23 protein-coding genes and 1 pseudogene are annotated in these 24,655 nt (G+C 68.4%); 14 read left to right on the top strand and 10 right to left on the bottom strand.

Annotated elements, in window-relative coordinates:
• The first annotated feature begins 98 nt into the window (after positions 1-98).
• Positions 99-1,205, top strand: a complete 1,107-nt coding sequence (locus IFU11_RS04665) for a hypothetical protein (RefSeq protein ID WP_192018274.1) — start codon at positions 99-101, stop codon at positions 1,203-1,205.
• A 12-nt stretch (positions 1,206-1,217) separates the two neighbouring features.
• On the opposite strand, the gene IFU11_RS04660 is transcribed toward IFU11_RS04665, so the two are convergent.
• The gene (locus IFU11_RS04660) at positions 1,218-2,495 is read right to left on the bottom strand and encodes a DUF445 domain-containing protein (RefSeq protein ID WP_079705408.1); all 1,278 of its coding nucleotides are present in this window, start codon (positions 2,493-2,495) and stop codon (positions 1,218-1,220) included.
• A gap of 83 nt (positions 2,496-2,578) precedes the next feature.
• Between IFU11_RS04660 and IFU11_RS04655 the strand changes: the two genes are divergently transcribed.
• Positions 2,579-2,857, top strand: coding sequence for a metal-sensitive transcriptional regulator (locus IFU11_RS04655; protein WP_064296530.1), 279 nt, complete (start codon positions 2,579-2,581; stop codon positions 2,855-2,857).
• Positions 2,858-2,907: 50 nt separating this feature from the next.
• Here IFU11_RS04655 and IFU11_RS04650 read toward each other — a convergent pair whose 3' ends face one another.
• The 4 genes from IFU11_RS04650 to IFU11_RS04635 form a co-directional block, all read right to left on the bottom strand.
• Positions 2,908-4,098 (bottom strand): acyl-CoA dehydrogenase family protein, encoded by a 1,191-nt coding sequence (locus IFU11_RS04650; protein ID WP_192018273.1) that lies wholly within the window; start codon positions 4,096-4,098, stop codon positions 2,908-2,910.
• Entirely contained in the window at positions 4,095-5,009 is a 915-nt protein-coding gene (locus tag IFU11_RS20160) for a DUF4349 domain-containing protein (protein ID WP_192018272.1), read from the bottom strand. The genes IFU11_RS04650 and IFU11_RS20160 overlap by 4 nt, the downstream gene beginning before the upstream one ends.
• A 139-nt stretch (positions 5,010-5,148) precedes the next feature.
• Positions 5,149-5,997, bottom strand: coding sequence for an alpha/beta fold hydrolase (locus IFU11_RS04640; protein WP_192018271.1), 849 nt, complete (start codon positions 5,995-5,997; stop codon positions 5,149-5,151).
• 22 nt (positions 5,998-6,019) lie between these two features.
• Positions 6,020-6,871 (bottom strand): aldo/keto reductase, encoded by an 852-nt coding sequence (locus tag IFU11_RS04635; protein ID WP_192018270.1) that lies wholly within the window; start codon positions 6,869-6,871, stop codon positions 6,020-6,022.
• Positions 6,872-6,919: 48 nt separating this feature from the next.
• Between IFU11_RS04635 and IFU11_RS04630 the strand changes: the two genes are divergently transcribed.
• Entirely contained in the window at positions 6,920-7,486 is a 567-nt protein-coding gene (locus IFU11_RS04630) for an NADPH-dependent FMN reductase (protein WP_159878112.1), read from the top strand.
• Between the two features lie 11 nt (positions 7,487-7,497).
• Here the strand turns inward: IFU11_RS04630 and IFU11_RS04625 are convergent, their stop codons facing one another.
• Positions 7,498-8,706 carry an MFS transporter gene (locus IFU11_RS04625; RefSeq protein WP_086474343.1) on the bottom strand — a complete coding sequence of 403 codons (1,209 nt, stop codon included), beginning with the start codon at positions 8,704-8,706 and terminating at the stop codon, positions 7,498-7,500.
• A 353-nt stretch (positions 8,707-9,059) separates the two neighbouring features.
• Here IFU11_RS04625 and nrdH point away from each other — a divergent pair, with 353 nt between their 5' ends.
• From nrdH to nrdF, 4 genes are all read left to right on the top strand, one after another.
• Positions 9,060-9,293: a glutaredoxin-like protein NrdH gene (gene nrdH / locus IFU11_RS04620; RefSeq protein ID WP_056007615.1), complete on the top strand. Its 234-nt coding sequence runs from the start codon at positions 9,060-9,062 to the stop codon at positions 9,291-9,293.
• Positions 9,294-9,377: 84 nt separating this feature from the next.
• Positions 9,378-9,791: a class Ib ribonucleoside-diphosphate reductase assembly flavoprotein NrdI gene (gene nrdI, locus IFU11_RS04615; RefSeq protein ID WP_064296523.1), complete on the top strand. Its 414-nt coding sequence runs from the start codon at positions 9,378-9,380 to the stop codon at positions 9,789-9,791.
• A 23-nt stretch (positions 9,792-9,814) separates the two neighbouring features.
• Positions 9,815-11,920 (top strand): class 1b ribonucleoside-diphosphate reductase subunit alpha, encoded by a 2,106-nt coding sequence (nrdE, locus tag IFU11_RS04610; protein WP_079706251.1) that lies wholly within the window; start codon positions 9,815-9,817, stop codon positions 11,918-11,920.
• A 451-nt stretch (positions 11,921-12,371) separates the two neighbouring features.
• Positions 12,372-13,346 carry a class 1b ribonucleoside-diphosphate reductase subunit beta gene (gene nrdF, locus IFU11_RS04605; RefSeq protein ID WP_056007612.1) on the top strand — a complete coding sequence of 325 codons (975 nt, stop codon included), beginning with the start codon at positions 12,372-12,374 and terminating at the stop codon, positions 13,344-13,346.
• 64 nt (positions 13,347-13,410) lie between these two features.
• Here nrdF and IFU11_RS04600 read toward each other — a convergent pair whose 3' ends face one another.
• From IFU11_RS04600 to IFU11_RS04590, 3 genes are all read right to left on the bottom strand, one after another.
• Positions 13,411-13,650, bottom strand: coding sequence for a hypothetical protein (locus tag IFU11_RS04600; protein ID WP_192018269.1), 240 nt, complete (start codon positions 13,648-13,650; stop codon positions 13,411-13,413).
• 128 nt (positions 13,651-13,778) lie between these two features.
• Positions 13,779-14,159 (bottom strand): DoxX family protein, encoded by a 381-nt coding sequence (locus tag IFU11_RS04595; RefSeq protein ID WP_079705419.1) that lies wholly within the window; start codon positions 14,157-14,159, stop codon positions 13,779-13,781.
• Between the two features lie 95 nt (positions 14,160-14,254).
• Entirely contained in the window at positions 14,255-14,878 is a 624-nt protein-coding gene (locus IFU11_RS04590; protein WP_199862174.1) for a flavin reductase family protein, read from the bottom strand.
• 208 nt (positions 14,879-15,086) lie between these two features.
• Here IFU11_RS04590 and IFU11_RS04585 point away from each other — a divergent pair, with 208 nt between their 5' ends.
• Positions 15,087-15,938, top strand: coding sequence for a sulfurtransferase (locus IFU11_RS04585; RefSeq protein ID WP_192018268.1), 852 nt, complete (start codon positions 15,087-15,089; stop codon positions 15,936-15,938).
• A 102-nt stretch (positions 15,939-16,040) separates the two neighbouring features.
• On the opposite strand, the gene hrpA is transcribed toward IFU11_RS04585, so the two are convergent.
• A complete protein-coding gene (gene hrpA / locus IFU11_RS04580) occupies positions 16,041-19,916 on the bottom strand; it encodes an ATP-dependent RNA helicase HrpA (protein ID WP_192018267.1) in 3,876 nt (1,291 codons plus the stop codon).
• A gap of 308 nt (positions 19,917-20,224) precedes the next feature.
• On the opposite strand from hrpA, the gene IFU11_RS04575 reads away from it, so the two are divergent.
• From IFU11_RS04575 to IFU11_RS04550, 6 genes and pseudogenes are all read left to right on the top strand, one after another.
• Positions 20,225-21,139, top strand: a complete 915-nt coding sequence (locus IFU11_RS04575) for a DUF222 domain-containing protein (protein ID WP_192018266.1) — start codon at positions 20,225-20,227, stop codon at positions 21,137-21,139.
• Positions 21,136-21,381: pseudogene (locus IFU11_RS20705) on the top strand (HNH endonuclease signature motif containing protein); the annotation flags it as partial. The gene IFU11_RS04575 and the pseudogene IFU11_RS20705, both read left to right, overlap by 4 nt.
• A gap of 500 nt (positions 21,382-21,881) precedes the next feature.
• The gene (locus IFU11_RS04565; protein WP_192018264.1) at positions 21,882-22,544 is read left to right on the top strand and encodes a hypothetical protein; all 663 of its coding nucleotides are present in this window, start codon (positions 21,882-21,884) and stop codon (positions 22,542-22,544) included.
• A 3-nt stretch (positions 22,545-22,547) separates the two neighbouring features.
• Complete coding sequence (locus IFU11_RS04560) at positions 22,548-22,859, top strand: transcriptional regulator (protein WP_064296516.1); 312 nt, start codon at positions 22,548-22,550, stop codon at positions 22,857-22,859.
• Complete coding sequence (locus tag IFU11_RS04555) at positions 22,856-23,767, top strand: ABC transporter ATP-binding protein (RefSeq protein ID WP_192018263.1); 912 nt, start codon at positions 22,856-22,858, stop codon at positions 23,765-23,767. Before IFU11_RS04560 ends, IFU11_RS04555 begins: the two co-directional genes overlap by 4 nt.
• Entirely contained in the window at positions 23,767-24,522 is a 756-nt protein-coding gene (locus IFU11_RS04550; RefSeq protein ID WP_192018262.1) for an ABC transporter permease, read from the top strand. Before IFU11_RS04555 ends, IFU11_RS04550 begins: the two co-directional genes overlap by 1 nt.
• Positions 24,523-24,655 lie beyond the last annotated feature (133 nt).

Below are 24,655 nucleotides of genomic sequence, written 5' to 3'. Positions count from 1 at the left end.
CGCCGGTCCGTCGCAGATAGGCTGACGGCATCGAACTGCAGGCGTGCGGCCGGGCAGTTCACCCGCTCCGCCCGCCGTTCCGTCGAAAGGCCACTCCCGTGACCGATGCACCGCCTCCCGACCCGCAGCAGCCTGACGCCCGCCCGCCGCACTGGCCGACGGGTCAGCAGCCGCAGCACCCCTCCGGCCAGCAGCCGCAGGCGCCGTACGGGCAGGGACCGCAGCAGCAGAACCCGTACGGTCAGCAGCAGCCGCAGGCGCCGTACGGACAGGGACCGCAGCAGCAGAACCCGCACGGACAGCAGCAGCCGCCGTACGGACAGGGACCGCAGCAGCAGAACCCGTACCAGCAGAACCCGTATGGCGGGCAGCGGAACCTCTCCGGCGGACAGCCATACCAGCCGCAGCAGCCGTATCAGCCGCAGCAGAACCCGTACCAGCAGCAGCCGCCGCAAGGCCCTCCCGGGTACGGCCAGCAACCGCCGCCTCCCGGTGCCCCGAAGCGTAAGCGGACGGGGCTCATCATCGCCCTGGCCGTCGGTGTCCCGCTCGTGTTGGCGGCGATCATCACCGTCGTCGCCCTCGTGCTCACGCAGGGGGGCGCACCGGTCGCGGACCCGAGCCCCACCCGCTCGGCCACCCCGACGAAGACCGCTTCTCCGACGCCCACGGAGACGGACTCGACGCCGGAGCCGACGAAGACCTACGTCTCCATCCCGCCCGACCTCGACTTCGCGGCCGGGCAGGACGTCCCCACCGAATGGACGGCCTACCTGACGAACGACCTGGACTCGTCCTGGGCGGCGATCGGTCCGGACCGGAACGGCGTCGAGATCTACCGGAACGCGGCGACCTCCTGCGACGTCGGACTCGGCAACATCGCGTTGACGCCTGACGAGATCGCGGTCGGAGACGACGAGAAGTCGAGCGACGCCTACATGGCGAAGTACGTCGGGGCCGACTACGTCAAAGCGGACGGCACGACGGAACAACTGAACTACAACAGCGGTGGAGGCCTCATCGAGTTCCGGGTCCTGTCATGGACCCAGCCCTCGGGGGAGCGCACGTACTGGGGCGTCCGGTCGCTCACGAAAATGGGGATCCTCGTCGTCTTCACCTTCACCTGCCGCGATCAGGCGTCGCTCGACCTGCTCGCGAACGACGTCGTGAACCTCATCTCCGTGGAGCTGCTGCCGAAGCGCTGACCGGTCCCGTCGTCAGAACGCGCGGAGGACCGCCTGCGCGACCGTGAAGATCGCGAGGCCGGCGAGCGCGCCGACGATGGTGCCGTTCAAGCGGATGAACTGCAGGTCGCGTCCCACGAGCAGCTCGATCTTCTGGGTCGTCTCCCGGGCGTCCCAACGCTCGACGGTCTCGGTGATGATGCTCGCGATGTCGTGCCGGTAGCGGGTGACGACGTAGGACAGGGCGTCCGCGACGCGGGTGTCGACGCGGGTGGAGAACGCCCGGTCGGTCGACAGTCGCCGGCCGAAGTCCGCGATGGTGCCGGCGATCCGCACGCGGAGGTCGCTGTCGGGGGCGTCGAGTGCCTCGAGGAACGCGTTCTTCGCGGCCGCCCAGGTCTTACCGGCGACCTCCCGGACACGAGGACTGTCGATGACCTCGTGCTTGGCGTTCTCGAAGCGGGTGATGGTCGCGTCGTCGTGCTGCAGTTGCTCCGCGAGCTCGCCGAGGTAGCCGTCGAGGGCATGACGGAGCTGGTGGTCGGGGTCCGCGCGGACGGCCTGGACGAAGGACACGGCCTCCCGGTAGAGCTTGTCGTCCACCAGCCGGTCGACGAAGGACGGCACCCAGGTCGGCAGACGGCTCGAGACCAGGCGTTCGAACGCCTTCGGATTCGTGCTCAGCCATTCACCCGTGCGGTCGAGGAGGAGGTCGACCGCGTCGTGGTGCGCGCCGACGCCGACGATGTGCTCGACCCAACGGCCGATGTTCGGGGCCCACTGCGGGTCGATGAGGTGTTTGGACGCCAACGCCTCGATGACTTCGCGGACGTCGTCGTCGGACAGCGTCTCCAGCAGACCCCGCACCGCGATGGACCCCTCGGCGGTGACCCGCTCGGCGTTCGCGGGCTCGGACAACCATCCGCCGAGCTTCTCCGAGACGGAGACGGACGCGAGCTTCTGCCGCACGACCTCCTCGGAGAGGAAGTTGGTCTCCACGAACTCGCCGAGGCTGACGCCGATCTCGTCCTTGCGCTTCGGGATGATCGCCGTGTGGGGGATCGGGATGCCGAGCGGGTGCCGGAAGAGGGCGGTGACGGCGAACCAGTCCGCGAGCGCCCCGACCATGCCGCCTTCCGCAGCGGCCCTGACGTACGCCAACCACGGGTAGCGTCCCTCGAGTGCGAACGCGACGGCGAAGATGACCGCCATGACGAGGAGCAGTCCGGTGGCGAGGCGCTTCATCGAGCGCAGGGCTCGCGCGCGGTCCGCGTCGGCAGCGGTGAGTTCGAGTGTGGGGGAGCTCGTCATCCGCCCATCCTAGGCTCGTCGCCCGTGTCCTCCGGTCCGATGGAGCAGGAGGACACCGTACCCCCTGGTGGTACCCTGAGCCGGTGATCGAAGACATCAAGAAGCGGGCCCTGCACCGGACGAAGATCCTCGAGGGCCAGATGCGTGGCCTCGAGAAGATGATCGAGAACGAGGACTACTGCATGGACATCATCACGCAGTCGCTCGCCATCCAGAAGTCGCTGGGGTCCCTCAACAAGCTGCTCGTCGAGAACCACCTGCTGACGCACGTCACGCAGATGTTCGAGGAGGGCGGGGACAGCAAGGACGCCGCGGTCGGCGAGCTCCTGCGGATCTTCGAGCTCAGCAACAACCGCGGCTGAGCCGGGCCGTCAGGCCGGCCCGAGCCGTCGCAAGGGCCCGAGCAGAGCCGTCACGCGGGCCCGAGCCAGGCGTTCGCGACCGTTGCGTGGGCGGACTCGTCGTCGGAGGGATGGAACATCCCGGCGAGGACGTCGCGATACAGCCGGCCCAATTCGCTCGCGGCGAAGTAGCTGCCGCCGCCGGCAACCCGGATCGCCTGATCGACGACCTCGCGGGCGGTCTCCGTCGCGCGGACCTTGAGCCCGACGAGTTTCGGGAACCAGAGCGCGCCATGGTCGACCCCGTCGTCGAGGTCACGGGCGATGCCGGCGAGCTGTGGCAGCATGCCGTCGTACGCGATGGCGGCCGCCGCGATCCGACGGCGGATGTCGGGGTCGGCCGCGTAGCTCGCGCCACCGGCCTTCTTCGACGTCTTCCGGTGGGCGGTCTCGACCGCCAGTCGGAGGGCGCGCTCACCGATGCCCGTGTACACGGCGGCGATGAGGGTCTCGAAGCAGGCGAAGATCCCGAAGACGATGGGGTCCGGGTTGGGCCCCGGGTCGAGGCGTCGGACGATGTGCTCCGCCGTCGACTCGGCCCCCTGGAGCAAGGTCGTCCTGCTCTGGCTGGCGCGCATCCCGACGGTGTCCCAGTCGTCGAGGATCTCGAACCCGCCGCGCGAGCGCTCGATGAAGCCGTAGACCACCTTCGGACCGTCGGGCGAGGTCGTGTCGAGCCCGGTCGTCCCCAGCCAGGTCCACGCGGGTGAGAGCGAGGTGAAGATCTTCCGGCCGTGGAACCGATAGGAACCGTCAGGGCCCGGACGGGCTTCGGTGTCGGATCCGAAGAGCACGAGGTCGTTGCCAGCCTCGCTCACCCCGAACGCGTAGAGCTCGTCCCCAGCCGCTCCCTCGAGGACGAAGCGGAGCGAGTCGTCTCCTCGGGCGTGGAGCAGTCGGGCGACACCCGTCCACACGAGGTGCATGTTGATCGCGAGGGCGGTCGCCGGGGCGGCGGTGGCGAGCCGGGATTGGAGCAGCGTGACCTCGCTCAGGCCGAGGCCGAGGCCGCCGAACTCCTCGGGGACGAACGCCCGGAGGTAGCCGCACGCTCGCAGCTCGGCGAGGTCCTCGTCGAAGAAGGAGTTCTCGCGGTCCGCCACGGCGGCACGTTCGCGAATGCGCTCGACGAGCCGGTCACTGAGGATCGAGGCGGGGTCGAACGATCGATCGGACGGGTGGTGCTGCGCTTGAGCGGTCACCGGTCCATTGTCGCATCGGGCCCGGCCGAGGTGGCAGGTGTCTGCGAGCGGCGAGCAGCGCGCCGGCGGCCCGACCTGACGAGGAGGACCACGACCGCGGCGACGACCGCGAGGGGGAGCAGCCACGGCACCAGGACGCCGACCACGACGACGAGCCCCGCGGCGGCGGCGGCGAGCGCGTTCCACCCGGCGACCACGCCGCCCCAGAAGTCGGTGGGCACACCCGGCGCGACCGAGCCGGGGCCCACGAAGCTCACGAACACGGAGGAGAAGTCGACCTGATCGGCGAGGGCATCACGCTGGGCGACGAGCCCGTCCAGTTCCGCCTGCCGCTGGGACAGGCTGGTCTCGGCGGCGAGGAGGTCCGCCGTCGTGGTAGACGCCGCCATGAGTCCGAGCAGTCGGTCGACCGAGGCCTGGAGGGCGGTGACCCGCGCGTCGAGGTCGGCGGCCTGTACCGTGACGTCCACCGCGGACACGGAGAGGTTGTTCACCGTGCCGAGCGCCTGCAGTTGCTCGAGCACCTCGTCGAAGTCGTCGGCGGGGATGCGGACCGTCAGAGTCGCCTGCGCGGCCTGGTCGGAGGTGCCCGGAGTCTCGTCGCGGCTGTCGACGCGCCCGCCCGCCTCGGTGACGATCCGGGTGGCGTCCGTCGCGGTGCTGATCGGGTCGTCGGCGGTGACGGTGAGCGAACCGGTCGTGACCACCTGCTGTTGCGTGAGGTCGGGGGAGACGGCGCCGTCGACGCCGACCTGCGCGTCGCCGGCGACCTGGCCGGGCGCGGGCATCGCGGCTCGCGAGTCGCTGCCGGCCTCGGTGCTCGACCCGGCCGAGCAGCCCGAGAGGACGAGCCCGACGAGGACGGCGGAGACGAACACGGTGGTGGTGCGGGTCACTGCGGAGCGCGTCATGGCATCACCCTAGGGAGCCACCGCACCGCGGAGGTGCAGGGACCCTGGGAAGCGGGTCACGATCAGGTCTCGCGACGCGCATCACCCGAGGGAGCCGCTGCACCGCGGAGGTGCAGGGGCCGTGGGAAGCGGGTCGCGATCAGGTCTCGCGACGCGACCGCTGTTCGAGTTGCAGCTCGGCCCAATCGCCGATGGCCTTCGTGGTCTCCGCCGGGCGGTCCCGGTGCACGTTGTGACCGGCGCCCTGGACGATCGTCAGGCTGACCTGGCGGTTGGCGAGGACCTCGGCGGCGAGCGCGCCGCGGAAGATGCTGTACACCTCCGGGTCGGAGGCGATCACGAAGGTCGGGTTGCGCAGAGCGGCCGCTGCGTGGCGGACGTCCCACGGATGGTTCTGTTCGCTCGTCTGCTCGATCGCCCATCGGCTCGCCTCGGACACCGCCTGGACCTTGATCTCCACGTCGAGCGGGTGCCACTCGGGGTTCTTCGCGCGGACGGATGCGATCGTGTTGTCGGCGAAGGCGGCCTCCTGGCTGGCCCGGATAATCTCGGCGTCGTGGTCGTCGAGCGCGATGGCGGGGTCGAGCAGCACGACCGCCGCCGCCCATCGGGGATCGGCTGCGGCGGCGACCGCGGTGGCGGCGCCTCCGAGCGAGTGTCCGACGACGAGGTCCCACGCGGCGTGCCCGACGCCGGGCGCGGGGGTCGGCCTGGTGGCCAGCAGATCGGCGGCGTAGGCCTCGACCCGGTAGTCCAACGCACGAGGGGCGACGCCGTGGCCGCGGAGGTCGACCGCCTCCACGAGCCAACCGCGATCGGCCAGGGCGGCACAGATGCGCCAGGTGCTCGGACCGTTGCTGCCGAGTCCGTGGACCACGAGCGCCCGAGCCGGCGCGTCGTGGCGACCCCAGCGGTGACGCGGGAGCTCCACGGGCGTGATCGTGCGGGCGGCGAGGCTGGAAGCGGTGTCGACGACGGGCTCGGTCATGGGTTCAGCCTACGGTCTCGCGTCAGTCGAGCCGGTCCGGGTCGGTGCCGGTGCGCTCGCCGTTCTCGAGCGCCGAGATGGCGGCCAGGTCGTCGGCGTCGAGGGTGAAGTCGAACACCGCGAAGTTCTCCGTGATCCGCGCCGGTGTGGCCGACTTGGGGATGACGATGTTGCCGAGCTGCAGGTGCCAGCGCAGCACCACCTGCGCGACCGTGCGCCCGTGCTTCTGTGCGATGGCCCCGAGGTCGGAGGTGGCGTCGGACCCGTCCACGGCGGGCGTGAAGAAGCGGCCGCGGGCGAGTGGCGACCATGCCTCCGTCGCGATGCCGTGTGCCGCGTTGACGGCGCGCAACTCCCGCTGGGGGAGGAACGGGTGGAGTTCGATCTGGTTGACGGCCGGGGTGACCTCCGCCGACTCCAGGAGTCGTTCGAGATGGCTGCGGTGGAAGTTCGAGACGCCGATGGAGCGCGTACGTCCCTCGGCCCGCAACCGCTCGAGCGCGCGCCAGGTCTCGCGGTAGCGGTCCTGCCCCGGGGCCGGCCAGTGGATGAGGTACAGGTCGACGTGGTCGAGGCCGAGGAGGTCCAGGCTCGTGTCGAACGCGCGCAGCGTCTCCTCGTAGCCCTGATCGGTGTTCCAGACCTTCGTCGTGACGAAGAGCTCGTCGCGGGGGATGTCCGACTCGCGGATCGCGACGCCGGTGCCGCGCTCGTTGCCGTACAGCGAGGCGGTGTCGATGTGGCGGTACCCGACCTCCAGCGCCGTCCGCACGATCTCGGTGCTGGCGAGGTCCGGGACCTTGTAGACGCCGAAGCCGAGCTGGGGGATCGTGTGCCCGTCGTTGAGGAGGACGGTCGGGGTGCTGTCTGCCATGGCACCAGTATCCTCGACAGGGCCACCGTCATCGTCGAAAGGGAGCCCATGCCGCAACTCATGATCGTCACCGGGAGCGTCCGTCCCGAGCGGGTGGGCGGTGCCGTCGCCGACTGGGTCGCGGGCGTGGCCGAGGCGGACGAGCGGTTCACCGTCGACGCGGTCGATCTCCGCGAGCTGGCGTTGCCGTTCATGGACGAGCCCGCGCACCCGCGGAAGCGCGCCTACGTCCACCCGCACACGATCGCCTGGAGCGAGCGGGTCGACCGGACGGACGCCTTCGTGTTCGTGACGCCCGAGTACAACTACAGCTACGCGCCCGCCCTCAAGAACGCGCTCGACTACCTCATGCACGAGTGGGCGCGGAAGCCGGTCGGGATCGTCAGCTACGGCGGGCTGTCGGGCGGAACCCGCGGCGTCGTCGCGCTTCGACCTGTCCTGCAGGCACTCGGCCTCGTCAGTACCGGTGCGAACGTGGAGATCCCGTACGTCTCACGGCAGATCGCCGACGGGGTGTTCACGCCCAACGACCGCCAGACGACCATGCTCCCGATGCTGCTGGGCGAACTGGCCGCACTCGACGGGGCCCTCGCGCCGCTGCGCGCCGCCGACTGAAGCGGGGCGGCTCAGGACGGGTGGGTGTTGATCGGCTCGGTGTCGGGGATCGGGCTCGCATCGCGGCCGCGAAGGTCGGGGTGCCACCGGTGACCGATCCACGGGATGACGAAGCCGAACAGCGCGAACACGCCGGCCACCCAGAACGCGCCGACCGCTCCGGAGCCGTCGATGAGGAAGCCGGCCGCCGCCGACCCCATCGCGGCACCGATGAGCTGACCGGTGCCGACCCAGCCGTAGGCCTCGGCCGTGTCGCTGAACTTCACGCTCGCCGAGACGATGGCGAACAGCACGGCGAGGGCCGGCGCGATGCCGATGCCGGCGACGAAGAGGGTGACCGACAGCCACCAGGCGTTGAGGAAGAGGCTCGCGACGGCGAGTCCGGCGAAGACGATGAAGATGCGGCGTGCCAGCGCGTAGGGACCGATGGGGGTGTGTCCGAGGGCGAGGCCGCCGGCCAACGAGCCGACCGAGAAGATCGCGAGCACGATGCCCGCTTCGAGGCCGTCGTGCCCGAAGGTCGCGACGACGCCCGCCTCGACGGCCGAACAGGCGCCGATGAGGAGGAAGCCGACGACGGTGGCGAGGAGGACCGGCGGGCGCTTGAGCACCTGCCCGAGCTTGCGACGGCTCCTCGGGATGCGGACGCGCCCGACCTCCGGTGAGGAGATGAACCACAGGCAGCCGACGACCATGATCACCGCCGCCAGGGCGATGCCCCAGACCGTGCCGACCTGGGTGGACACGAAGGTGGTCACGACGGGCCCGAGCACCCAGATGATCTCTTGGGCCGAGGCGTCGAGGGAGAACAACGGGGTGAGCTGCTGGGAGGTGACGAGCTTCGGGTAGATGGTGCGGACCGCGGGCTGGACGGGCGGCGTGCTCAGCCCGGCGACGAATCCGACCGCCATGTACGCGGGGACGGTCATGGTGACGAGGGCGATGGTCGTGACGGAGACGGCACAGACCGCGAGGGTGAGGAGGAGCACCTTGCGGATGCCCCAGACGCCCATCCACCGACTCGTGAGGGGGCCGGCGATCGCCTGCCCGATGCTCGTCGCGGCGAGGACGAGCCCGGCGGCCCCGTAGGACCCGGTGACCTGCTCGATGTGGAGCAGGAAGGCCAGCGAGAGCATCCCGAACGGGAAGCGTGCGGTGAGCTGCGCCGCGATGATCCGGGCGACGCCGGGGGTACGAAGAAGGTCACGGTAGCTGCTCACAAGGACACCAGTCTAGGGACCGGTTCCGACACGCGCGACACGCCCGCGACACGCCCAAACCGACAACGGATGTCGGAGGTGCGGAGGAGAATCTGACCTGTGGATAGATATCCCTCAGACGGGGGAGAAAAGGCCGTCAATCCGGGATTTTCGGGTCGCCCACGAGCGTTGTACCCAGTGGAGAACCGGTGGATAACTCGCCCGAAACGGTGGAGAACCCGGTGGAAAACTACAGGGCTGTAACTACTAGCCCTTGTGGTCGACCTGAAGACCGCCATCTATATGTAGTATTGGAACCCCGGCGCAGGACGCCGTGGGAATCACCAGATTTTGAGGGGAAGGCACGAAGAGCTATGGCAATCACGGTCTACACGAAGCCCAGTTGCGTGCAGTGCACCGCGACGTACCGCGCACTCGACAACAAGGGCATCGAGTACAACATCCTCGACCTCTCGGTCGACGAGAACGCGCTCGAGCAGGTCAAGGCCCTCGGCTACCTGCAGGCACCGGTCGTCATCACCGAGGAAGACCACTGGTCGGGCTTCCGTCCCGACAAGATCGAAGAGCTCGCCGCACGTCTGGCTTGAGCCCACGGTCGCAGGCGTCATCATGAGCCGGCTCCAGCAGCACCGCACCATCCGACCGTCCGGACGTCGACGAGGAGGCCACCCGTGCAACCACGGCTGATCTACTTCTCCAGCATTTCCGGCAACACGCATCGCTTCATGCAGAAGCTCGACCTGCCCTCGTTGCAGATCCCGCTGTATGCGAAAGACGAAGCCGTGCACGCCACGGCACCCTACGTCCTCGTGACCCCCACCTACGGCGGGGGCAACGGCGACGGAGCGGTGCCCAAACAGGTGATCCGGTTCCTCAACGTCGAGGCCAACCGCTCCCTGATCCGCGGGGTCATCGCCGCCGGCAACACGAACTTCGGCGAGGCCTATGGCCTCGCCGGCGACGTGATCGCCAGCAAATGCAAGGTCCCGCACCTGTACCGCTTCGAACTCTTCGGAACCCAGGACGATGTCACCACCGTCCACAATGGATTGGAATCATTTTGGCAGCAGCGCCAGTTTCAGTGATCGACGCACCGTCGACGAGCCAGATGGACTACCACTCGCTCAACGCGATGCTCAACCTCTACGGCCCGAACGGCGAGATCCAGTTCGACAAGGACCGTGAGGCCGCGCGGGAGTACTTCCTCCAGCACGTCAACCAGAACACCGTCTTCTTCCACTCGCTGAAGGAACGGCTCGACTACCTCGTCGAGAAGGAGTACTACGAGCAGGCAGTGCTCGACAAGTACTCGTTCGACTTCATCCAGGAGCTCAACGACCTGGCCTACTCGAAGAAGTTCCGCTTCCAGACCTTCCTCGGCGCGTTCAAGTACTACACCTCGTACACGCTGAAGACCTTCGACGGCAAGCGCTACCTCGAGCGGTTCGAGGACCGCGTCGTCATGACCGCCCTCGGTCTCGCCGACGGCGACCAGCAGCTCGCGGTCGCGCTCGTCGAGGAGATCATCGCGGGTCGGTTCCAGCCGGCGACGCCCACCTTCCTCAACTCGGGCAAGGCCCAGCGAGGCGAGCTCGTCTCCTGCTTCCTCCTCCGCATCGAGGACAACATGGAGTCGATCGCCCGTGGCATCAACTCCGCGCTCCAGCTCTCGAAGCGTGGCGGTGGCGTGGCGCTCTCGCTGTCGAACATCCGTGAGTCCGGTGCACCGATCAAGCAGATCGAGAACCAGTCGAGCGGCATCATCCCCGTGATGAAGCTCCTCGAGGACTCCTTCAGCTACGCCAACCAGCTCGGCGCGCGTCAGGGCGCCGGCGCGGTGTACCTCAACGCACACCACCCCGACATCCTGCGATTCCTCGACACCAAGCGTGAGAACGCCGACGAGAAGATCCGGATCAAGACGCTGTCCCTCGGCGTCGTCGTCCCCGACATCACCTTCGACCTCGCGAAGAAGGGCGAGGACATGTACCTGTTCTCCCCGTACGACGTCGAGCGCGTCTACGGTGTACCGTTCGGCGACATCTCGGTGAGCGAGAAGTACCACGAGATGGTCGACGACTCCCGCATCAAGAAGACGAAGATCAACGCCCGCGAGTTCTTCCAGACCATCGCGGAGATCCAGTTCGAGTCCGGCTACCCGTACATCGTGTTCGAAGACACGGTGAACAAGGCGAACCCCATCAAGGGCCGCATCAACATGTCGAACCTCTGCTCGGAGATCCTCCAGGTCAACACGCCGACCACCTACAACGAGGACCTCTCGTACAAGGAGATCGGCAAGGACATCTCCTGCAACCTCGGCTCGCTGAACATCGCGCTCACGATGGACTCGCCCGACTTCGGTCGCACGGTCGAGACCGCCATCCGCGGCCTCACCTCCGTGTCCGACCAGAGCCACATCTCCTCGGTGCGTTCGATCGAGGACGGCAACGACAAGTCGCACGCCATCGGCCTCGGCCAGATGAACCTCCACGGCTACCTCGCCCGCGAGCGCGTGCACTACGGCAGCCCCGAGGGCATCGACTTCACGAACATCTACTTCTACACGGTGGTGTTCCACGCGCTGCGAGCCTCGAACCTCATCGCCAAGGAGCGCGGGGAGACCTTCGACGGTTTCGCCGACTCGCAGTACGCGTCGGGTGAGTTCTTCGACAAGTACATCGACCAGGTCTGGGAGCCTGAGACGGCTCGTGGCCGCGAGCTCTTCGAGCAGGCCGGCGTGCAGATCCCGACGCAGGCGGACTGGACGGCCCTCAAGGCGTCCATCCAGGAGTACGGCATCTACAACCAGAACCTCCAGGCCGTCCCGCCGACCGGTTCGATCTCCTACATCAACAACTCCACGTCGTCGATCCACCCGATCGCGTCGAAGATCGAGATCCGCAAGGAAGGCAAGCTCGGTCGCGTGTACTACCCGGCTCCGTTCATGACGAACGACAACCTGGAGTACTACGAGGACGCCTACGAGATCGGTGCCGAGAAGATCATCGACACGTACGCCGCCGCGACGCAGCACGTCGACCAGGGGCTGTCGTTGACGCTGTTCTTCAAGGACACCGCCACCACGCGCGACATCAACAAGGCGCAGATCTACGCGTGGAAGAAGGGCATCAAGACCATCTACTACATCCGTCTCCGCCAGCTCGCGCTCGAGGGCACGGAAGTCGACGGCTGCGTCAGCTGCATGCTCTAGCAAAAGAAATGTGGTCGGGCGCGCCAACGCCCGACCACAGAAGCCCCTGGTGAAGAGGGGCGGTTCCAATAGAGATTGGACCACCACTCTACACGCGAAGTTTCGCCAAGCGTGCGGAACCCAGCCAGGGCATGACTCCATTGGAGTAATGAAATGGCAAGGCAAGTAAACCGAAGCACGAACACCGGTCAATTCGTGTCCAACGCAACTGCTGCCCGGTGGCCGCAGTACACCGCGCGAGACACGGTTGGGCCAGGAACCGGAAATGCAGTCGTGGTCACACGAGATGCTGTGACGGGACAGTTTGTGCCTAGGTCTGCGGGCGAGAGCGATCCGAAGGGGACTTGGAACCAGCGGATCTAGTCGCTCGGGAGGGGTGGGGTCGCTCGGGTGAGCGCCCCACCACTCCGTCCCGGCAACCATGCAAGCATCAGTAGGAAGACACCAATTCATGTCAGAGAAGCTCAAGCTCGTCGACCGGGTACAGGCGATCAACTGGAACAAGATCGAGGACGAGAAGGACGTCGAGGTCTGGAACCGCCTCGTCAACAACTTCTGGCTGCCCGAGAAGATCCCGCTGTCGAACGATGTCCAGTCGTGGAACACCCTGACGCCGCAGGAGCAGCAGCTCACCATGCGCGTGTTCACGGGCCTCACGCTCCTCGACACGATCCAGGGCACCGTCGGCGCCGTCGCCCTCATCCCCGATGCGATCACCCCGCACGAGGAGGCCGTCTACACGAACATCGCGTTCATGGAGTCGGTGCACGCGAAGAGCTACTCCTCGATCTTCTCCACGCTCAGCAGCACGAAGGAGATCGACGAGGCGTTCCGCTGGTCGGTCGAGAACCCGAACCTGCAGAAGAAGGCGTCCATCGTCCTCGACCGCTACCACGGTGACGACCCGCTGAAGCGGAAGGCCGCCTCGACCCTCCTCGAGTCCTTCCTCTTCTACTCGGGCTTCTACCTGCCCATGCACTGGTCGAGCCGCGCGAAGCTCACCAACACGGCCGACATGATCCGCCTGATCATCCGCGATGAGGCCGTGCACGGGTACTACATCGGCTACAAGTTCCAGAAGGGACTCGAGAAGCTCACGCAGGCCGAGCGCGACGACGTCAAGGACTACACGTTCTCGCTGCTCTACGAGCTCTACGACAACGAGGTGCAGTACACGCAGGACCTCTACGACGAGGTCGGTCTCACCGAGGACGTCAAGAAGTTCCTGCACTACAACGCCAACAAGGCGCTCATGAACCTCGGCTACGAGGCCATGTTCCCGAAGACGGTCACGGACGTGAACCCGGCGATCCTGTCGGCGCTCTCCCCGAACGCCGACGAGAACCACGACTTCTTCTCGGGCTCCGGCTCCTCCTACGTGATCGGCAAGGCCGTGGTCACGGAAGACGAGGACTGGGACTTCTAGTCGCCGCGCAGTCGCTGCGCTGAACGCCTGAGGGCCGGATGGAATCCACGATTCCATCCGGCCCTCAGGCGTCCAGCGTGTAGCGGCGCCAGCCGCCGAGGCCACCGAAGCCGGCCAGGAAGAAGTAGAAGAACGCCGTCGCGCCCTGGACGACCGGGAGGAAGAGCGCCGCGATCGCGGTGACCACGATCGTGAGGATGACGACGAGTGAGACGAGACTCACGACACCGTTGCGTCCGGCGCTCGGCGTCTCGACGGATTCGGCGACGAGCAGCTCGTCCATGGTCGCTTCGGTCGTCAGCATCGTTCTCCCTGTGGCTCTGGTGTCCTCGACCCTACCTGGCGATCCGCCGTGCGCCGCTGACTCGCCCGAGGATGTTCGAATCCGACGCGGAAACGCGCAGATTCGGGCGACTCAGCGACGGCTGGTGGTCAGCGGCGGGTGGACCAGAGGGCCCAGGCGATGAGCACGGGCTGGAAGAAGAGCCGGGTGAACCGGCGGCTGTCGGTGTCGAGACCGAAGGCGTCGCGGCGGTTGAGCCACTGGGAGAGGTTGCCCGGGAAGATCGCGGTGAAGAACGCCGCAGCGAGGTTGCCGACGGCTGTCCGCTTCACGCCTGAGGCGAGTGCCGCACCAAGGGCGATCTCGACGACGCCCGAGGCGAGCACGGTGGTGTCCTCGTCGATCGGGACCCATTCCGGTACCTGCGCCTGGAAGTCCTTCCGAGCGAAGGTCAGGTGGCTGATGCCGGCGAACACGAGTGCGCCTCCGAGCAGCAGACGTGCGGCGGTGCGGGCTTTCGATCCAGCCATGAGGGTCCTCTCGACGATGGTGATGTCACCACGCTATCCGGAGATCGGTGGACCGACGGCGGGTTGGAGTGCACAGATGTTCAGCAGCAGGCCGCTCAGCCGTCGATCTGCGAGTTCGCGTCGAGACGGTGCCAGGTGCGGTTGTGGTAGACGAGCGGTGCGCCGTCGAAGCTGGGGCTGAACGTCGGGGCGGCGGGAGCGGGCGCCTCGGCGGCAGGCTCGGCCCGGACCGGCTCCTCGGCCGCTTGCAGCTGCGAGACGCTCGACTCCAGCGCGTGCACCGCGATGACCGTCGAGGTGCCCGCCTCCATGCGGTTGACGATGCGTCCGCGGATCCAGACGCCGTTGCCCGTGAAGTACGGCTCGCCCGTGGGCAGGCGGTCCCAGATGGAGGTGTCGGCGAAACGGTCGATCCCACTCGTCGCGCAGAGCTTCGCGATGTGCAGTTGCTCGGAACCCAGGAGGTGGACGACGACGGTGTCGGACGCGGTGATGGTCGGCGCGCTCGAGGACAGCGACGACACGGAGAAGACGAGGAGCGGCGGTTCTGCACTGACGGAGAAGACCGAGGTGGCGGTGAGTCCCACCGGCCCGCTGCCGTCGTCCGCGGTGATGACCGAGACGCCGGCCGGGTGCTGACGGAACGCCGCTTTGAAGTCGTCGGGGGACAGGGAGGCGAAACCGGGGGCGACCTCGCCACCATCGACGGGGGACGGCAAGGCGGTCACGGAGGCGGCTGCCGGGTGGACTGAGCTCACGGGGGATCCTTCGAACGGCTGTGGACGACTGCTGCAACGCCGATTCGGTGGACGCTGCACAGGCTACGTTTCGCTCATCCGGCCGGAGCTGCAACTCTGTTACCCGGTGTGACGGTGACCGAGCGGTCGGGCGTGGGTCGCGTCGACCTCGCGTGCGTACGCTGGACGCATGCCCATCCTCATCGCCCCGGACGACCTCGCCGCTCTGATCGCCTCCGAGACGCCGGTGCGCGTCCTGGACGTGCGGTGGCGACTCGACGCACCGGACGGACGGCCCGCCTACCTCGAGGGGCACGTGCCCGGCGCGGTATACGTCGACCTCGACCACGAGCTGGCCGACCACGTGCCGACCGGAGAACCGGCCGTCCGAGGCCGTCACCCCCTGCCCGATCGCGAGGCGCTCCAGGCGTCCGCGCGATCGTGGGGCGTCGACGACGGCGACGTGGTCGTGGTCTACGACGATCTCAAGAGCCTGTCGGCGGCACGAGCCTGGTGGGTGCTGCGGAACGCCGGCATCGCGGACGTCCGCATCCTCGACGGCGCGTTCCGGGCGTGGACGGACGCCGGACTGCCCGTGGAGCGCGGCGAGGTCGTCCCGGAACCCGGGACGGTCACGTTGACGACGGGTGTCCTGCCGACCATCGACATCGACACCGCCGCGACGTGGGCGGGCGAGGGACGGGTGCTGCTCGACGCGCGTGCGGGCGAACGGTACCGGGGCGAGGTCGAACCGATCGACCCTCGGGCCGGTCACATCCCCGGAGCGCTCAGCACACCGACGACCGCCAACGTCGGCGCAGACGGCCGATTCCTGTCGCCTGAGACCCTCCGCGAGCAGTTCCTCGCCGCGGGCGTGCCTGAGGACGCGACGGTCGCGACCTACTGCGGCAGCGGGGTGACCGCGGCGCACAACGCGGTCGCACTCACCCTGGCCGGCTTCGAACCGGTGCTGTACCCGGGATCGTGGAGCGAGTGGGCGAACCACCCGGAGCGTCCGGTGGCGACGGGTCCCGGAGCCTGAGCCGTCGTTTCGGGTGGTGCGTGCGTCCGGTCATCGAGCTTGTCGAGATGCGCCCTTCGACAGGCTCAGGGACCGGGGTCCATCCTCAAGGACCGGGGATCGCTAGCCCGCGAGGACCTTCTGCAGGCGCTGCAACGACACCGACTCGGCCGTGCCTAGCTGCTGGGCGAACAGGCTGATCCGGAGCTCCTCGAGCATCCACCGGGCCTTCACGAGGTGCTCCGGAGCCTCGGCGGGCAGCGGGATCGTGCCGCCGGCGGCCTCGAACCGCGCCAACGCCGTCTGCGCCTCCGTCATCCACACGCGGTCGCGGTTCGGGTTGTCCGTCAGTCGCTCGGCGCGGTAACGGATGCCGGCGAGGTAGCGGGGCAGATGTTCGAGCCGTGCGGAGCCCGTCCGGGAGACGAAGCCCGGGAAGACCAGTCCGTCGAGCTGGCCCCGCATGTCGGTGAGGGCCGCGAGCAGCGTCATGCTCGTCGCCGCCTTCATGGCCTTCTCCGTGTCGCGCGCGGCCTGCAGGATGCGGGCGACGATGGCGACCGTCTGGAACATCCGGTCCATGACCGAGGCGGACACGCGGTCGCGCAGCGTCTCGTACTGCAGTCGGGAGAACACCTGTCCGTCGGGCACCACACGGAACAGGACGTCGTCGATGCAGGCGGCGAGGCAGTCCTCGAACAACGCCGGCGTCGACCGGTAGGGGCTCGTCGCGAGCGCGAGCTTCTCGTTGGCCTTGAGGTGCTGCTGCACATACGCCGTCGGGGACGGGATCGCGAGCAGGAGGAGGCGGCGCACCCCCGCGGGCATGGCGCGGGCCTGGTCGGCCTCCGTGCTCATGATCCGGATCGACACGCTCGTGCCGTCGTCGACGATCGCGGGGTAGCCGCGGATCACGCCGTCCTCCTGGCGGATGTCGATGAAGCGGGGGAGGTCGTCGAAGTCCCACCTGGTGAACCCGGAGCGCTCAATGGCGTTGGGCACTCTGGCGGCCGCGACCTTGGCGACGCTCGCCCGCGTGCGCTGCTTGAGGCGCTGCTGCAGCTCGACGAGGTCCTTGCCGCTGGCGAGCGTCCGGCCGCGCTCATCGATGACCCGGAAGGTCACGAGCAGGTGCTCGGGGACGCGTTCCATCTCGAAGTCCGAGGCGGTGATGTCCATGTAGGAGAGCCGCTTGATCGCGTTCGCGAGACGGGTGGCGAACGAGTCCTCGGCGGCGGGACTGCCGGGGGCGACCGCCGGGACGTCGGCGGGGAGCTCGGCGAGCAGCTTCGCCGCCCAGTCGGCCGCAGGCACGATGTTCCGACGCAGGGCCTTCGGGAGCGCTTTGATCATCGCCGTGATGAGGTCCCGACGGAGACCGGGGACCTGCCAGTCGAAACCGGCGGGCGAGAGCCGGTCGAGCAGGGCGAGCGGGACGATGACCGTCACGCCGTCGTCGTCGCTTCCGGGCTCGAAACGATAGCTGAGCTTCAACCGCTGGTCGGCCTGCACCCACTCGGCGGGGAAGCGGTCCTCATCCACCGCCGGGGCGTCCTCGGGGAGGAGATCCTCCTGGCGCATCGTGAGCAGCTCGGGCTGGTCGACGCGCGTCTTGCGCCACCAGGACTCGAAGCCCCGCGTCGTCGAGATCTCGGCAGGGACGCGGGCGTCGTAGAAGTCGAAGACGGCTTCGTCGTCGAAGAGGATGTCGCGGCGTCGCGTCCGCTCCTCGAGCTCACTCAGCTCCTTGCGCAGTCGTCGGTTCGCGCGGTGGAAGTCGAACAGTTTGTCGCGACCGATGTCGTGGGTCCACTCGCCGTCGACGAGCGCGTGCCGCAGGAACAGTTCGCGGGCCTGCTCCTGGTCGATGCGACCGAACTGCACCCGGCGGCGCGGCACGATCGGCACGCCGAAGAGGGTCACCTTCTCGAAGGCGACGGCGGAGCCCTGGTTCTTCTCCCAGTGCGGCTCGCTGTACGAGCGCTTGCAGAGGTCGCCGGCGATCGGTTCCGCCCACGCCGGGTCGATCGAGGCGTTGGTGCGGGCGAACAGCCGACTCGTCTCCACGAGTTCCGCACTCATCACGGCGTTCGGCTGCTTCTTCGCGAGCGCGGACCCGGGGAAGAGGACGAAGCGCGTCTGGCGGGCGCCGATGTAGTCGCCCTTCTTCGCGGTCTTCGTCGCGGGTGGAGCGTTCCGGCCCTTCACGACCGGAGCGACGGTCTGGTCCTTCAGCCCGATGTGGGAGAGGAGCCCCGCGAGGAGCGACTTGTGGATGCCGTCGGGGTTCACCGCCGGCTCGTTGATCGTCAGGCCGAGGGGCTTCGCGAGCTGGCGCAGCTGGCGGTAGACGTCGTGCCACTCGCGGACGCGGAGATAGTTGAGGAACTCGTTCTTGCAGAGCCGGCGGAACGCGCTCGACGACAGCTCGTCCTGTTTCTCCTCGAGGTAGTTCCAGAGGTTCAGGAGGGCGAGGAAGTCGCTCGTGGGGTCGACGAACCGGCGGTGCAGTTCGTCCGCCTTCTGCCGGTGCTCGAGCGGTCGTTCGCGTGGGTCCTGGATGGTGAGCGCCGCGACGATCGCGAGCACCTCCCGCGACACCCCGTGCCGCTTCGACTCCACGACCATGCGCGCGAACCGCGGATCGATCGGCAGGCGGCTGAGGTCGCGCCCCACCCGCGTGAGGCGTGGACCGCCGCCGCGAGGTGAGCCGTCGGCGAAGGTGCGCGTCTCGATCGCGCCGAGTTCGGACAGCAGGTCGACGCCGTCCTTGATGCCGCGGGCGTCCGGTGGTTGGAGGAAGGGGAAGGCGGCGATGTCGCCGAGGCCGAGGGAGATCATCTGGAGGATCACCGCGGCGAGGTTCGTGCGGAGGATCTCCGGTTCGGTGAACTCCGGGCGCTTCGCGAAGTCGTCCTCCGAGTAGAGCCGGATGGCGATGCCGTCGCTCGTGCGGCCGGAGCGACCCGAACGCTGGTTCGCCGACGCCTGCGAGATCGCCTCGATGGGGAGCCGCTGCACCTTGGATCGCACGCTGTAGCGCGAGATGCGGGCGGTTCCGGCGTCGATCACGTACTTGATGCCGGGCACCGTGAGGCTCGTCTCGGCCACGTTCGTCGCGAGGATGATGCGCCGGCGGAGGCCTGCCACGGTCGACGGCTGGAACACGCGGTGCTGGTCGGCGGAGGAGAGCCGGCCGTAGAGCGGCAGCACCTCGGTGCCGGGCAGGTTGCGCCCGCGGATGGCGTCGGCGGCGTCGCGGATCTCCGTCTCACCGGACAGGAAGACGAGGACGTCGCCCATCGACTCCCGCGCCAGCTCGTCGAGGGCCGCATTGATGCCTTCGAGGTAGTCGCGGTCGGCGGCCTCGGACTCGGGGGCGTCCTCATCGTCGTCCGTGGGCTCGTCGGCCACGAGCGGCCGGTAGCGGATCTCGACCGGGTACGTGCGGCCGGAGACCTCGACGATGGGCGCTCCGTCGAAGTGCTTCGAGAAGCTCTCCGGGTCGATCGTCGCGGACGTGATGATGACCTTGAGGTCGGGGCGCTGGGGGAGGAGCTGCTTGAGGTAGCCGAGCAGGAAGTCGATGTTGAGGCTGCGCTCGTGCGCCTCGTCGATGATGATCGTGTCGTACTTGCGCAGCATCCGGTCGCGGTGGATCTCGTTCAGCAGGATGCCGTCGGTCATCAGCTTGATCTTCGTCGCCTTCGACGCCTGATCGGTGAAGCGGACCTGGTAGCCGACGATGCCACCGAGCTCCTGGCCGAGCTCCTCCGAGATGCGTTCGGCGATCGTGCGCGCGGCCAGTCGTCGGGGCTGCGTGTGCCCGATGGATTCGCGACCGAGCTCGAGGCAGATCTTCGGCAGCTGGGTGGTCTTGCCGGAACCCGTCGCCCCGGCGACGATGACGACCTGGTGCTCGCTGATGGCACGCGCGATGTCCGCGCGGGCGGCACTGACCGGCAGCTCGGGCGGGTAGGAGATTCGGAGGTCGGACATCAGCCCTCCATCGTATCGGGCTGCACGCGTTGTGCTGCCGCTCCGGGCATCCTGATCCGCGAACCCGTCCCCGGTCCCTGAGCCACCTCCGCCGGTCCCTGAGCCACCTCCGCCGGTCCCTGAGCCAATTCCCCCGGTCCCTGAGTCGCCTTCCCCGGTCCCTGAGCCTGTCGAGGGCATACGACGAACCTCACGAATCCGGCGCTGTTCCCCCGGTCCCTGAGCCTGTCGAAGGGCACACGAGGACACTTCCACAAACGCCTCGACTCGGCATCTGGAATGTCAGTGGCCCATGATGGACTTGTCCCATGACCGAGACCACCCTCACCGCGACCCGTGTCGGCGACGAGTACGCCGCGCAGCTCGCGGAGTTCTCGGACGAGTACGCAGAGATCCATCGGCTGCGGGCGGCCCTCGACGCGCGTGAGGCCCGGCTCCTGGCCCGCTCCGCCGCCTACGCGGACGCCTTCGCCGACGCCACGGTCCCGGCGATCTTCCCGCCGGCGGAGCGCCAGGCGCTCTCACGCCGCTCGACGTGTGCGGCGCTCGCGATGGCGACCCGCACGCCCGAGCGGACCGTGCAGCGTGCGACGAACGACGCGGAACGCCTCGTGAACGAAGCGCCGGCCGTGCTCGAATCACTCGAGGCAGGCCGCATCTCGGCGCGGCACGCGCAGACGATCATCGACCAACTCGGCGACGTCCCGACTGCCGGGCGGGCTGTGTTCCTGGAGGCGGTATTGCCGGCCGCGGAGCAGCTGACCAATGCGAACCTCCGCAGGCGCGCCCGCGTCCTGCGCGAGGGTCTTCACCCCGAGTCCATCACCGCCCGCGCAACCCGCTCGGAAGCAGACCGCCGGGTCGAGTTCGAACCCGCAGCCGACGGCATGGCGTGGGTGCACTCGTTCACCACCGCACCCATCGCGCAGGGCATCTCCGAGCGAGTCGAAGCGGCCGCCGCAGAGTCACGCCAGGCCGGCGACTCCCGCACCTGCGGACAGCTCCAGGCGGACGCCCTTGCAGCACTCGCACTGACCGGTGTCACGCCGGAAGACGTCATGTCGAGCCCGGTGGTCCCGCACCCGATCGAGGTGCAGGAGCACATCACGCCGACCGTGCAGATCACGGTCCCAGCGCTGACCATGGCCGGCGTCTCGACGCCCCGGCCACGCTCGACGGATACGGGCCGATCGACCCCGAGACCGCCGCGCGCATCGCGGTGAACGCGCCGAGCTTCACCCGGATCCTCGTCCAACCCGAGACCGGCGCGGTGCTCTCCGTCGGGCGGAATCAGTACCGCATTCCGGCCGATCTGCAACGGGCAGTTCGCCTGCGGGACGGCACCTGTCGGGCACCTGGCTGCGGCAGACGCGCCAGGGCCTGCGATCTCGACCATTCGGTCGCGTGGGAGGACGGAGGGACGACGGATGTCGGGAATCTCGCTTGTCTGTGTCGACATCACCACCGGATGAAGCACCTGCCGGGGTGGAACCTCGACCACGTACCGGGTGGCGTCCTCGAGTGGACGACACCCGACGGGAAGCAGCATCGGACCGAACCCGATCCCGCGCCCTTCTGACCAGTTTTGGTCCCTGAGCCTGTCGAAGGGGGTGGGTCCTCGTGGGCACTTCGACAGGCTCAGTGACCGGGAGGGGTGTGCCCGGGACGATGAGGCGTCCTCGTGGGCACTTCGACAAGCTCAGTGACCGGGAGGGGTGTGCCCGGGACGATGAGGCGTCCTCGTGGGCACTTCGACAGGCTCAGTGACCGGGAGAGGTGCGCCGGAGGTGATCCGGTCCCTGAGCTTGTCGAAGGGTCGGCGGGAGAGGGGCGGCCGGATGAACCCGGTCCCTGAGCCTGTCGAAGGGCAGTTGGGCTGTGGCACCTCGGCGTGAAGCGGGCATCCCTGCGCGCTGTATCGCAAACAGGGTTGCTTCGCAGAGTGGTTTGCGTTACAAAGTAGGTATGACTTCACCGATGGAACCCACCGACGGCTCGGACGCGCTCGACCCGGCCGCCATGCTCGCTCTGCAGGAGCGACAGGCGAGCCGTGTCGATGACATCTTCACGAGGCCCACCATCGCGATCGTGTACATCTGGGGTGTCGCGTGGACCGTCGGGTTCCTCGCGCTCTGGTCCGCGAGCGACGAGAACCCTTGGTTCACCACGCCGCCGACAGTCGCCGGATGGCTCTTCGGGATCCTGATGGTTGGCGGCATCGTCTCGTCGTCGATCATCGGCTCCCGTGTGTCGCGCGGGATCCAGGGTGCCCAGCAGGTGCAAGGGACCATGTACGGCATCGCCTGGGCGATCGGCTGCACGGCCGCAGCGGTGTTCGGCGGTGCGCTCTTCTCGGCCGGAATGGCGCCGGAACTCTCCGCGATCTTCTACCCGGCGATCTACAGCCTCGTGGTCGGACTGCTCTACCTCGCGGGCGGCGCGGTCTGGCGCGACCGGGTGATGTACGGCATGGGCATCTGGATCATCGTGGTCGGCATGGCCGCACCGTTCTTCGGCTCGCCGGGCAACGCACTCATCATGGCGATCGCCGGCGGAGGCGGGTTCCTCGTGTACGCGACCTTCCTCGAGGCGACCCGCCGTCGGCGTGCCCACCGATCGGCGGCGTGACCGATGGACGAACTCGACCCCCTCATCCACGCTCAAGCCCGCCTGCGCATCATGTCGACGCTCGCGGCGATCGACGCGGACAGCAGCATGTCGTTCCCCCGCCTGCAGGAGATGCTCGACATGACCGCTGGGAACCTGTCCACACACCTGCGGAAACTCGAGGACGGCGCCTACGTCCTCGTCACGAAGACCCACCGGGGACGCACTCCGGTCACCTACCTGGAACTCACCACGCTCGGGCGCCGCGCGTTCGAGGACTACATGACCGGGCTCCGAGCGATGCTCGGCGGCGCGTCGGGAACGGGGACATCATGACGATCACACCACTGGCCACCCTCAAGGGCGTGACACGACGCTACGGCGACGTGACCGCGCTGGACGACGTCGACCTCCGGATCGAGCCGGGCTCGCTCGTCGGGCTCCTCGGCCCCAACGGCGCCGGCAAGTCCACCGTGCTGTCCCTGCTGCAGGGCATCCGACGTCCGACGACCGGCACGGTGACCCTCTTCGGCGGCGATCCCGCCCAAGCGGTCAACCGCACGCGGCTCGGATCGACACCGCAGGAGACGGCACTGCCGCCCACGCTCCGGGTGGGAGAGGTCGTCGACTTCGTCGGACGGCACTTCGCGGACCGCGTGCCGACGGCCGCCCTGGCGGAGCAGTTCGGTTTCGGCGACCTCCTCCGACGCCAGACGGGCTCGCTCTCGGGCGGCCAGCAGCGCCGACTCGCTGTCGCACTCGCCTTCGTCGGCAGACCGCGTCTCGTGCTCCTCGACGAGCCGACGACGGGCCTCGACGTCGACGCCCGTCGGACCCTCTGGGACGCGATCCGCCGGCAACACGAGCTCGGGGCGACGATCGTCCTCACCAGTCACTACCTCGAGGAGATCGAAGCGCTCGCCGAGCGCGTCGTGGTGCTGGGCGGCGGACGGGTCGTCACCGATGCCCCACTGCGCGACGTGCTCGGGCTCGTCGGTATCCACCGGGTGCGGCTCCGGACCACCGACCCCGGAGCGGTGGAGCGGCTCGCCGGGGTCGTCCAGGCGAGTCGTGACGGGGACGCCGTCGAACTGGACGTCCGTGACGCCGACGCGTTCGTGCGCGATCTCGTCCGGTCCGGGGCCCCGTTCACCGATCTCGCCGTGCGCGGAGCGACCCTCGAGGAGGCGTTCCTGACCCTCACCGCGGATGCCCGGGCGGACGTCGAACGGAGCGCCGCCTGATGGCCACCACACTCCAGCTCACCGCCCTGCACGCGCGGTACTCCCTGCTCGAGACCGTACGCGTCCCGATCGCGCTGATCGGCTCGCTCGTCTTCCCCGCGCTCTCGCTGCTGTTCTTCGTCGTCCCGCAGGCGCAGGTCGCCGGCGATCCGGTCATCGCGACCCAGGCCGTCATCTCCCTCATCGTCTTCGCGGTGCTCGCCAACTCCCTGTTCGGCTTCGGCCTGACCATCGCCCAGGCGAGGGAGCAGGCGTGGGATCCGTACCTCCGCACGCTTCCGGTGACGGGTGTCGCCCGGGTCCTCTCGCACCTGTGCTCGGTCGGCCTCCTCGGGTTCGCGGCCGTCATACCGGTCGTCGTGCTCGGTGCGCTCCTGACCGCAGCCACCACGACTCCGATGGGATTGCTCGGCGGCATCGTGGCGCTCCTGGTGGGTGCCCTGCCGTTCATGCTCCTGGGCACCGCGATCGGGTACGCCCTCCCGAGCAAGGCCGCGATCGCCGTGGTGCAGGTGGTCATGTTCTCGCTGGCCTTCGCCGGCGGACTGTTCATCCCACCGTTCCTCTTCGCCCCGTGGCTCGACCGGCTGTCGATGTTCCTCCCGAGCCGTCAGACCCGGGAGCTCGTCGTCTGGGCGGTCCAGGGTGGCGAGTTGCCGTGGTGGTCGTGGGTCGGCGTCCTGGCCTGGACCCTCGTCCTGACCGTCGTGGTCCTCGCTCTCTACCGCCGCGACGAGGGCCGTCGCTACCGCTGAGGTCGACGGACACCTCGCCGAGCACCGGCCGTTTCCGTGTTCTGTCACACGTCGACACACACCGTGCACCGGCCGCCAGGCGCTCGTACGCTGACGTCCATCCCGGCCGGTCCACGGCCCCTCGACGAGCGGA

Origin of the sequence: Plantibacter sp. CFBP 8804, from assembly GCF_014841225.1 — a bacterium.
Taxonomy (GTDB): Bacteria; Actinomycetota; Actinomycetes; order Actinomycetales; family Microbacteriaceae; genus Plantibacter; species Plantibacter auratus.
This window is presented reverse-complemented; position numbering and strand designations above follow the sequence as displayed.

Bases quoted from the DNA above. Each gene is read 5' to 3' on its own strand.
- IFU11_RS04630 (WP_159878112.1), top strand. From the start codon at position 6,920: ATGCCGCAACTCATGATCGTCACCGGGAGCGTCCGTCCCGAGCGGGTG.
- nrdE (WP_079706251.1), top strand. From the start codon at position 9,815: ATGGACTACCACTCGCTCAACGCGATGCTCAACCTCTACGGCCCGAAC.
- IFU11_RS04635 (WP_192018270.1), bottom strand. From the start codon at position 6,871: ATGGCAGACAGCACCCCGACCGTCCTCCTCAACGACGGGCACACGATC.
- nrdF (WP_056007612.1), top strand. From the start codon at position 12,372: ATGTCAGAGAAGCTCAAGCTCGTCGACCGGGTACAGGCGATCAACTGG.
- hrpA (WP_192018267.1), bottom strand. From the start codon at position 19,916: ATGTCCGACCTCCGAATCTCCTACCCGCCCGAGCTGCCGGTCAGTGCC.
- IFU11_RS20160 (WP_192018272.1), bottom strand. From the start codon at position 5,009: ATGACGCGCTCCGCAGTGACCCGCACCACCACCGTGTTCGTCTCCGCC.
- IFU11_RS04640 (WP_192018271.1), bottom strand. From the start codon at position 5,997: ATGACCGAGCCCGTCGTCGACACCGCTTCCAGCCTCGCCGCCCGCACG.
- IFU11_RS04600 (WP_192018269.1), bottom strand. From the start codon at position 13,650: ATGCTGACGACCGAAGCGACCATGGACGAGCTGCTCGTCGCCGAATCC.
- IFU11_RS04555 (WP_192018263.1), top strand. From the start codon at position 22,856: ATGACGATCACACCACTGGCCACCCTCAAGGGCGTGACACGACGCTAC.
- IFU11_RS04565 (WP_192018264.1), top strand. From the start codon at position 21,882: ATGACTTCACCGATGGAACCCACCGACGGCTCGGACGCGCTCGACCCG.
- IFU11_RS04595 (WP_079705419.1), bottom strand. From the start codon at position 14,159: ATGGCTGGATCGAAAGCCCGCACCGCCGCACGTCTGCTGCTCGGAGGC.
- IFU11_RS04575 (WP_192018266.1), top strand. From the start codon at position 20,225: ATGACCGAGACCACCCTCACCGCGACCCGTGTCGGCGACGAGTACGCC.
- IFU11_RS04560 (WP_064296516.1), top strand. From the start codon at position 22,548: ATGGACGAACTCGACCCCCTCATCCACGCTCAAGCCCGCCTGCGCATC.
- IFU11_RS04585 (WP_192018268.1), top strand. From the start codon at position 15,087: ATGCCCATCCTCATCGCCCCGGACGACCTCGCCGCTCTGATCGCCTCC.
- IFU11_RS04550 (WP_192018262.1), top strand. From the start codon at position 23,767: ATGGCCACCACACTCCAGCTCACCGCCCTGCACGCGCGGTACTCCCTG.
- IFU11_RS04660 (WP_079705408.1), bottom strand. From the start codon at position 2,495: ATGACGAGCTCCCCCACACTCGAACTCACCGCTGCCGACGCGGACCGC.
- nrdH (WP_056007615.1), top strand. From the start codon at position 9,060: ATGGCAATCACGGTCTACACGAAGCCCAGTTGCGTGCAGTGCACCGCG.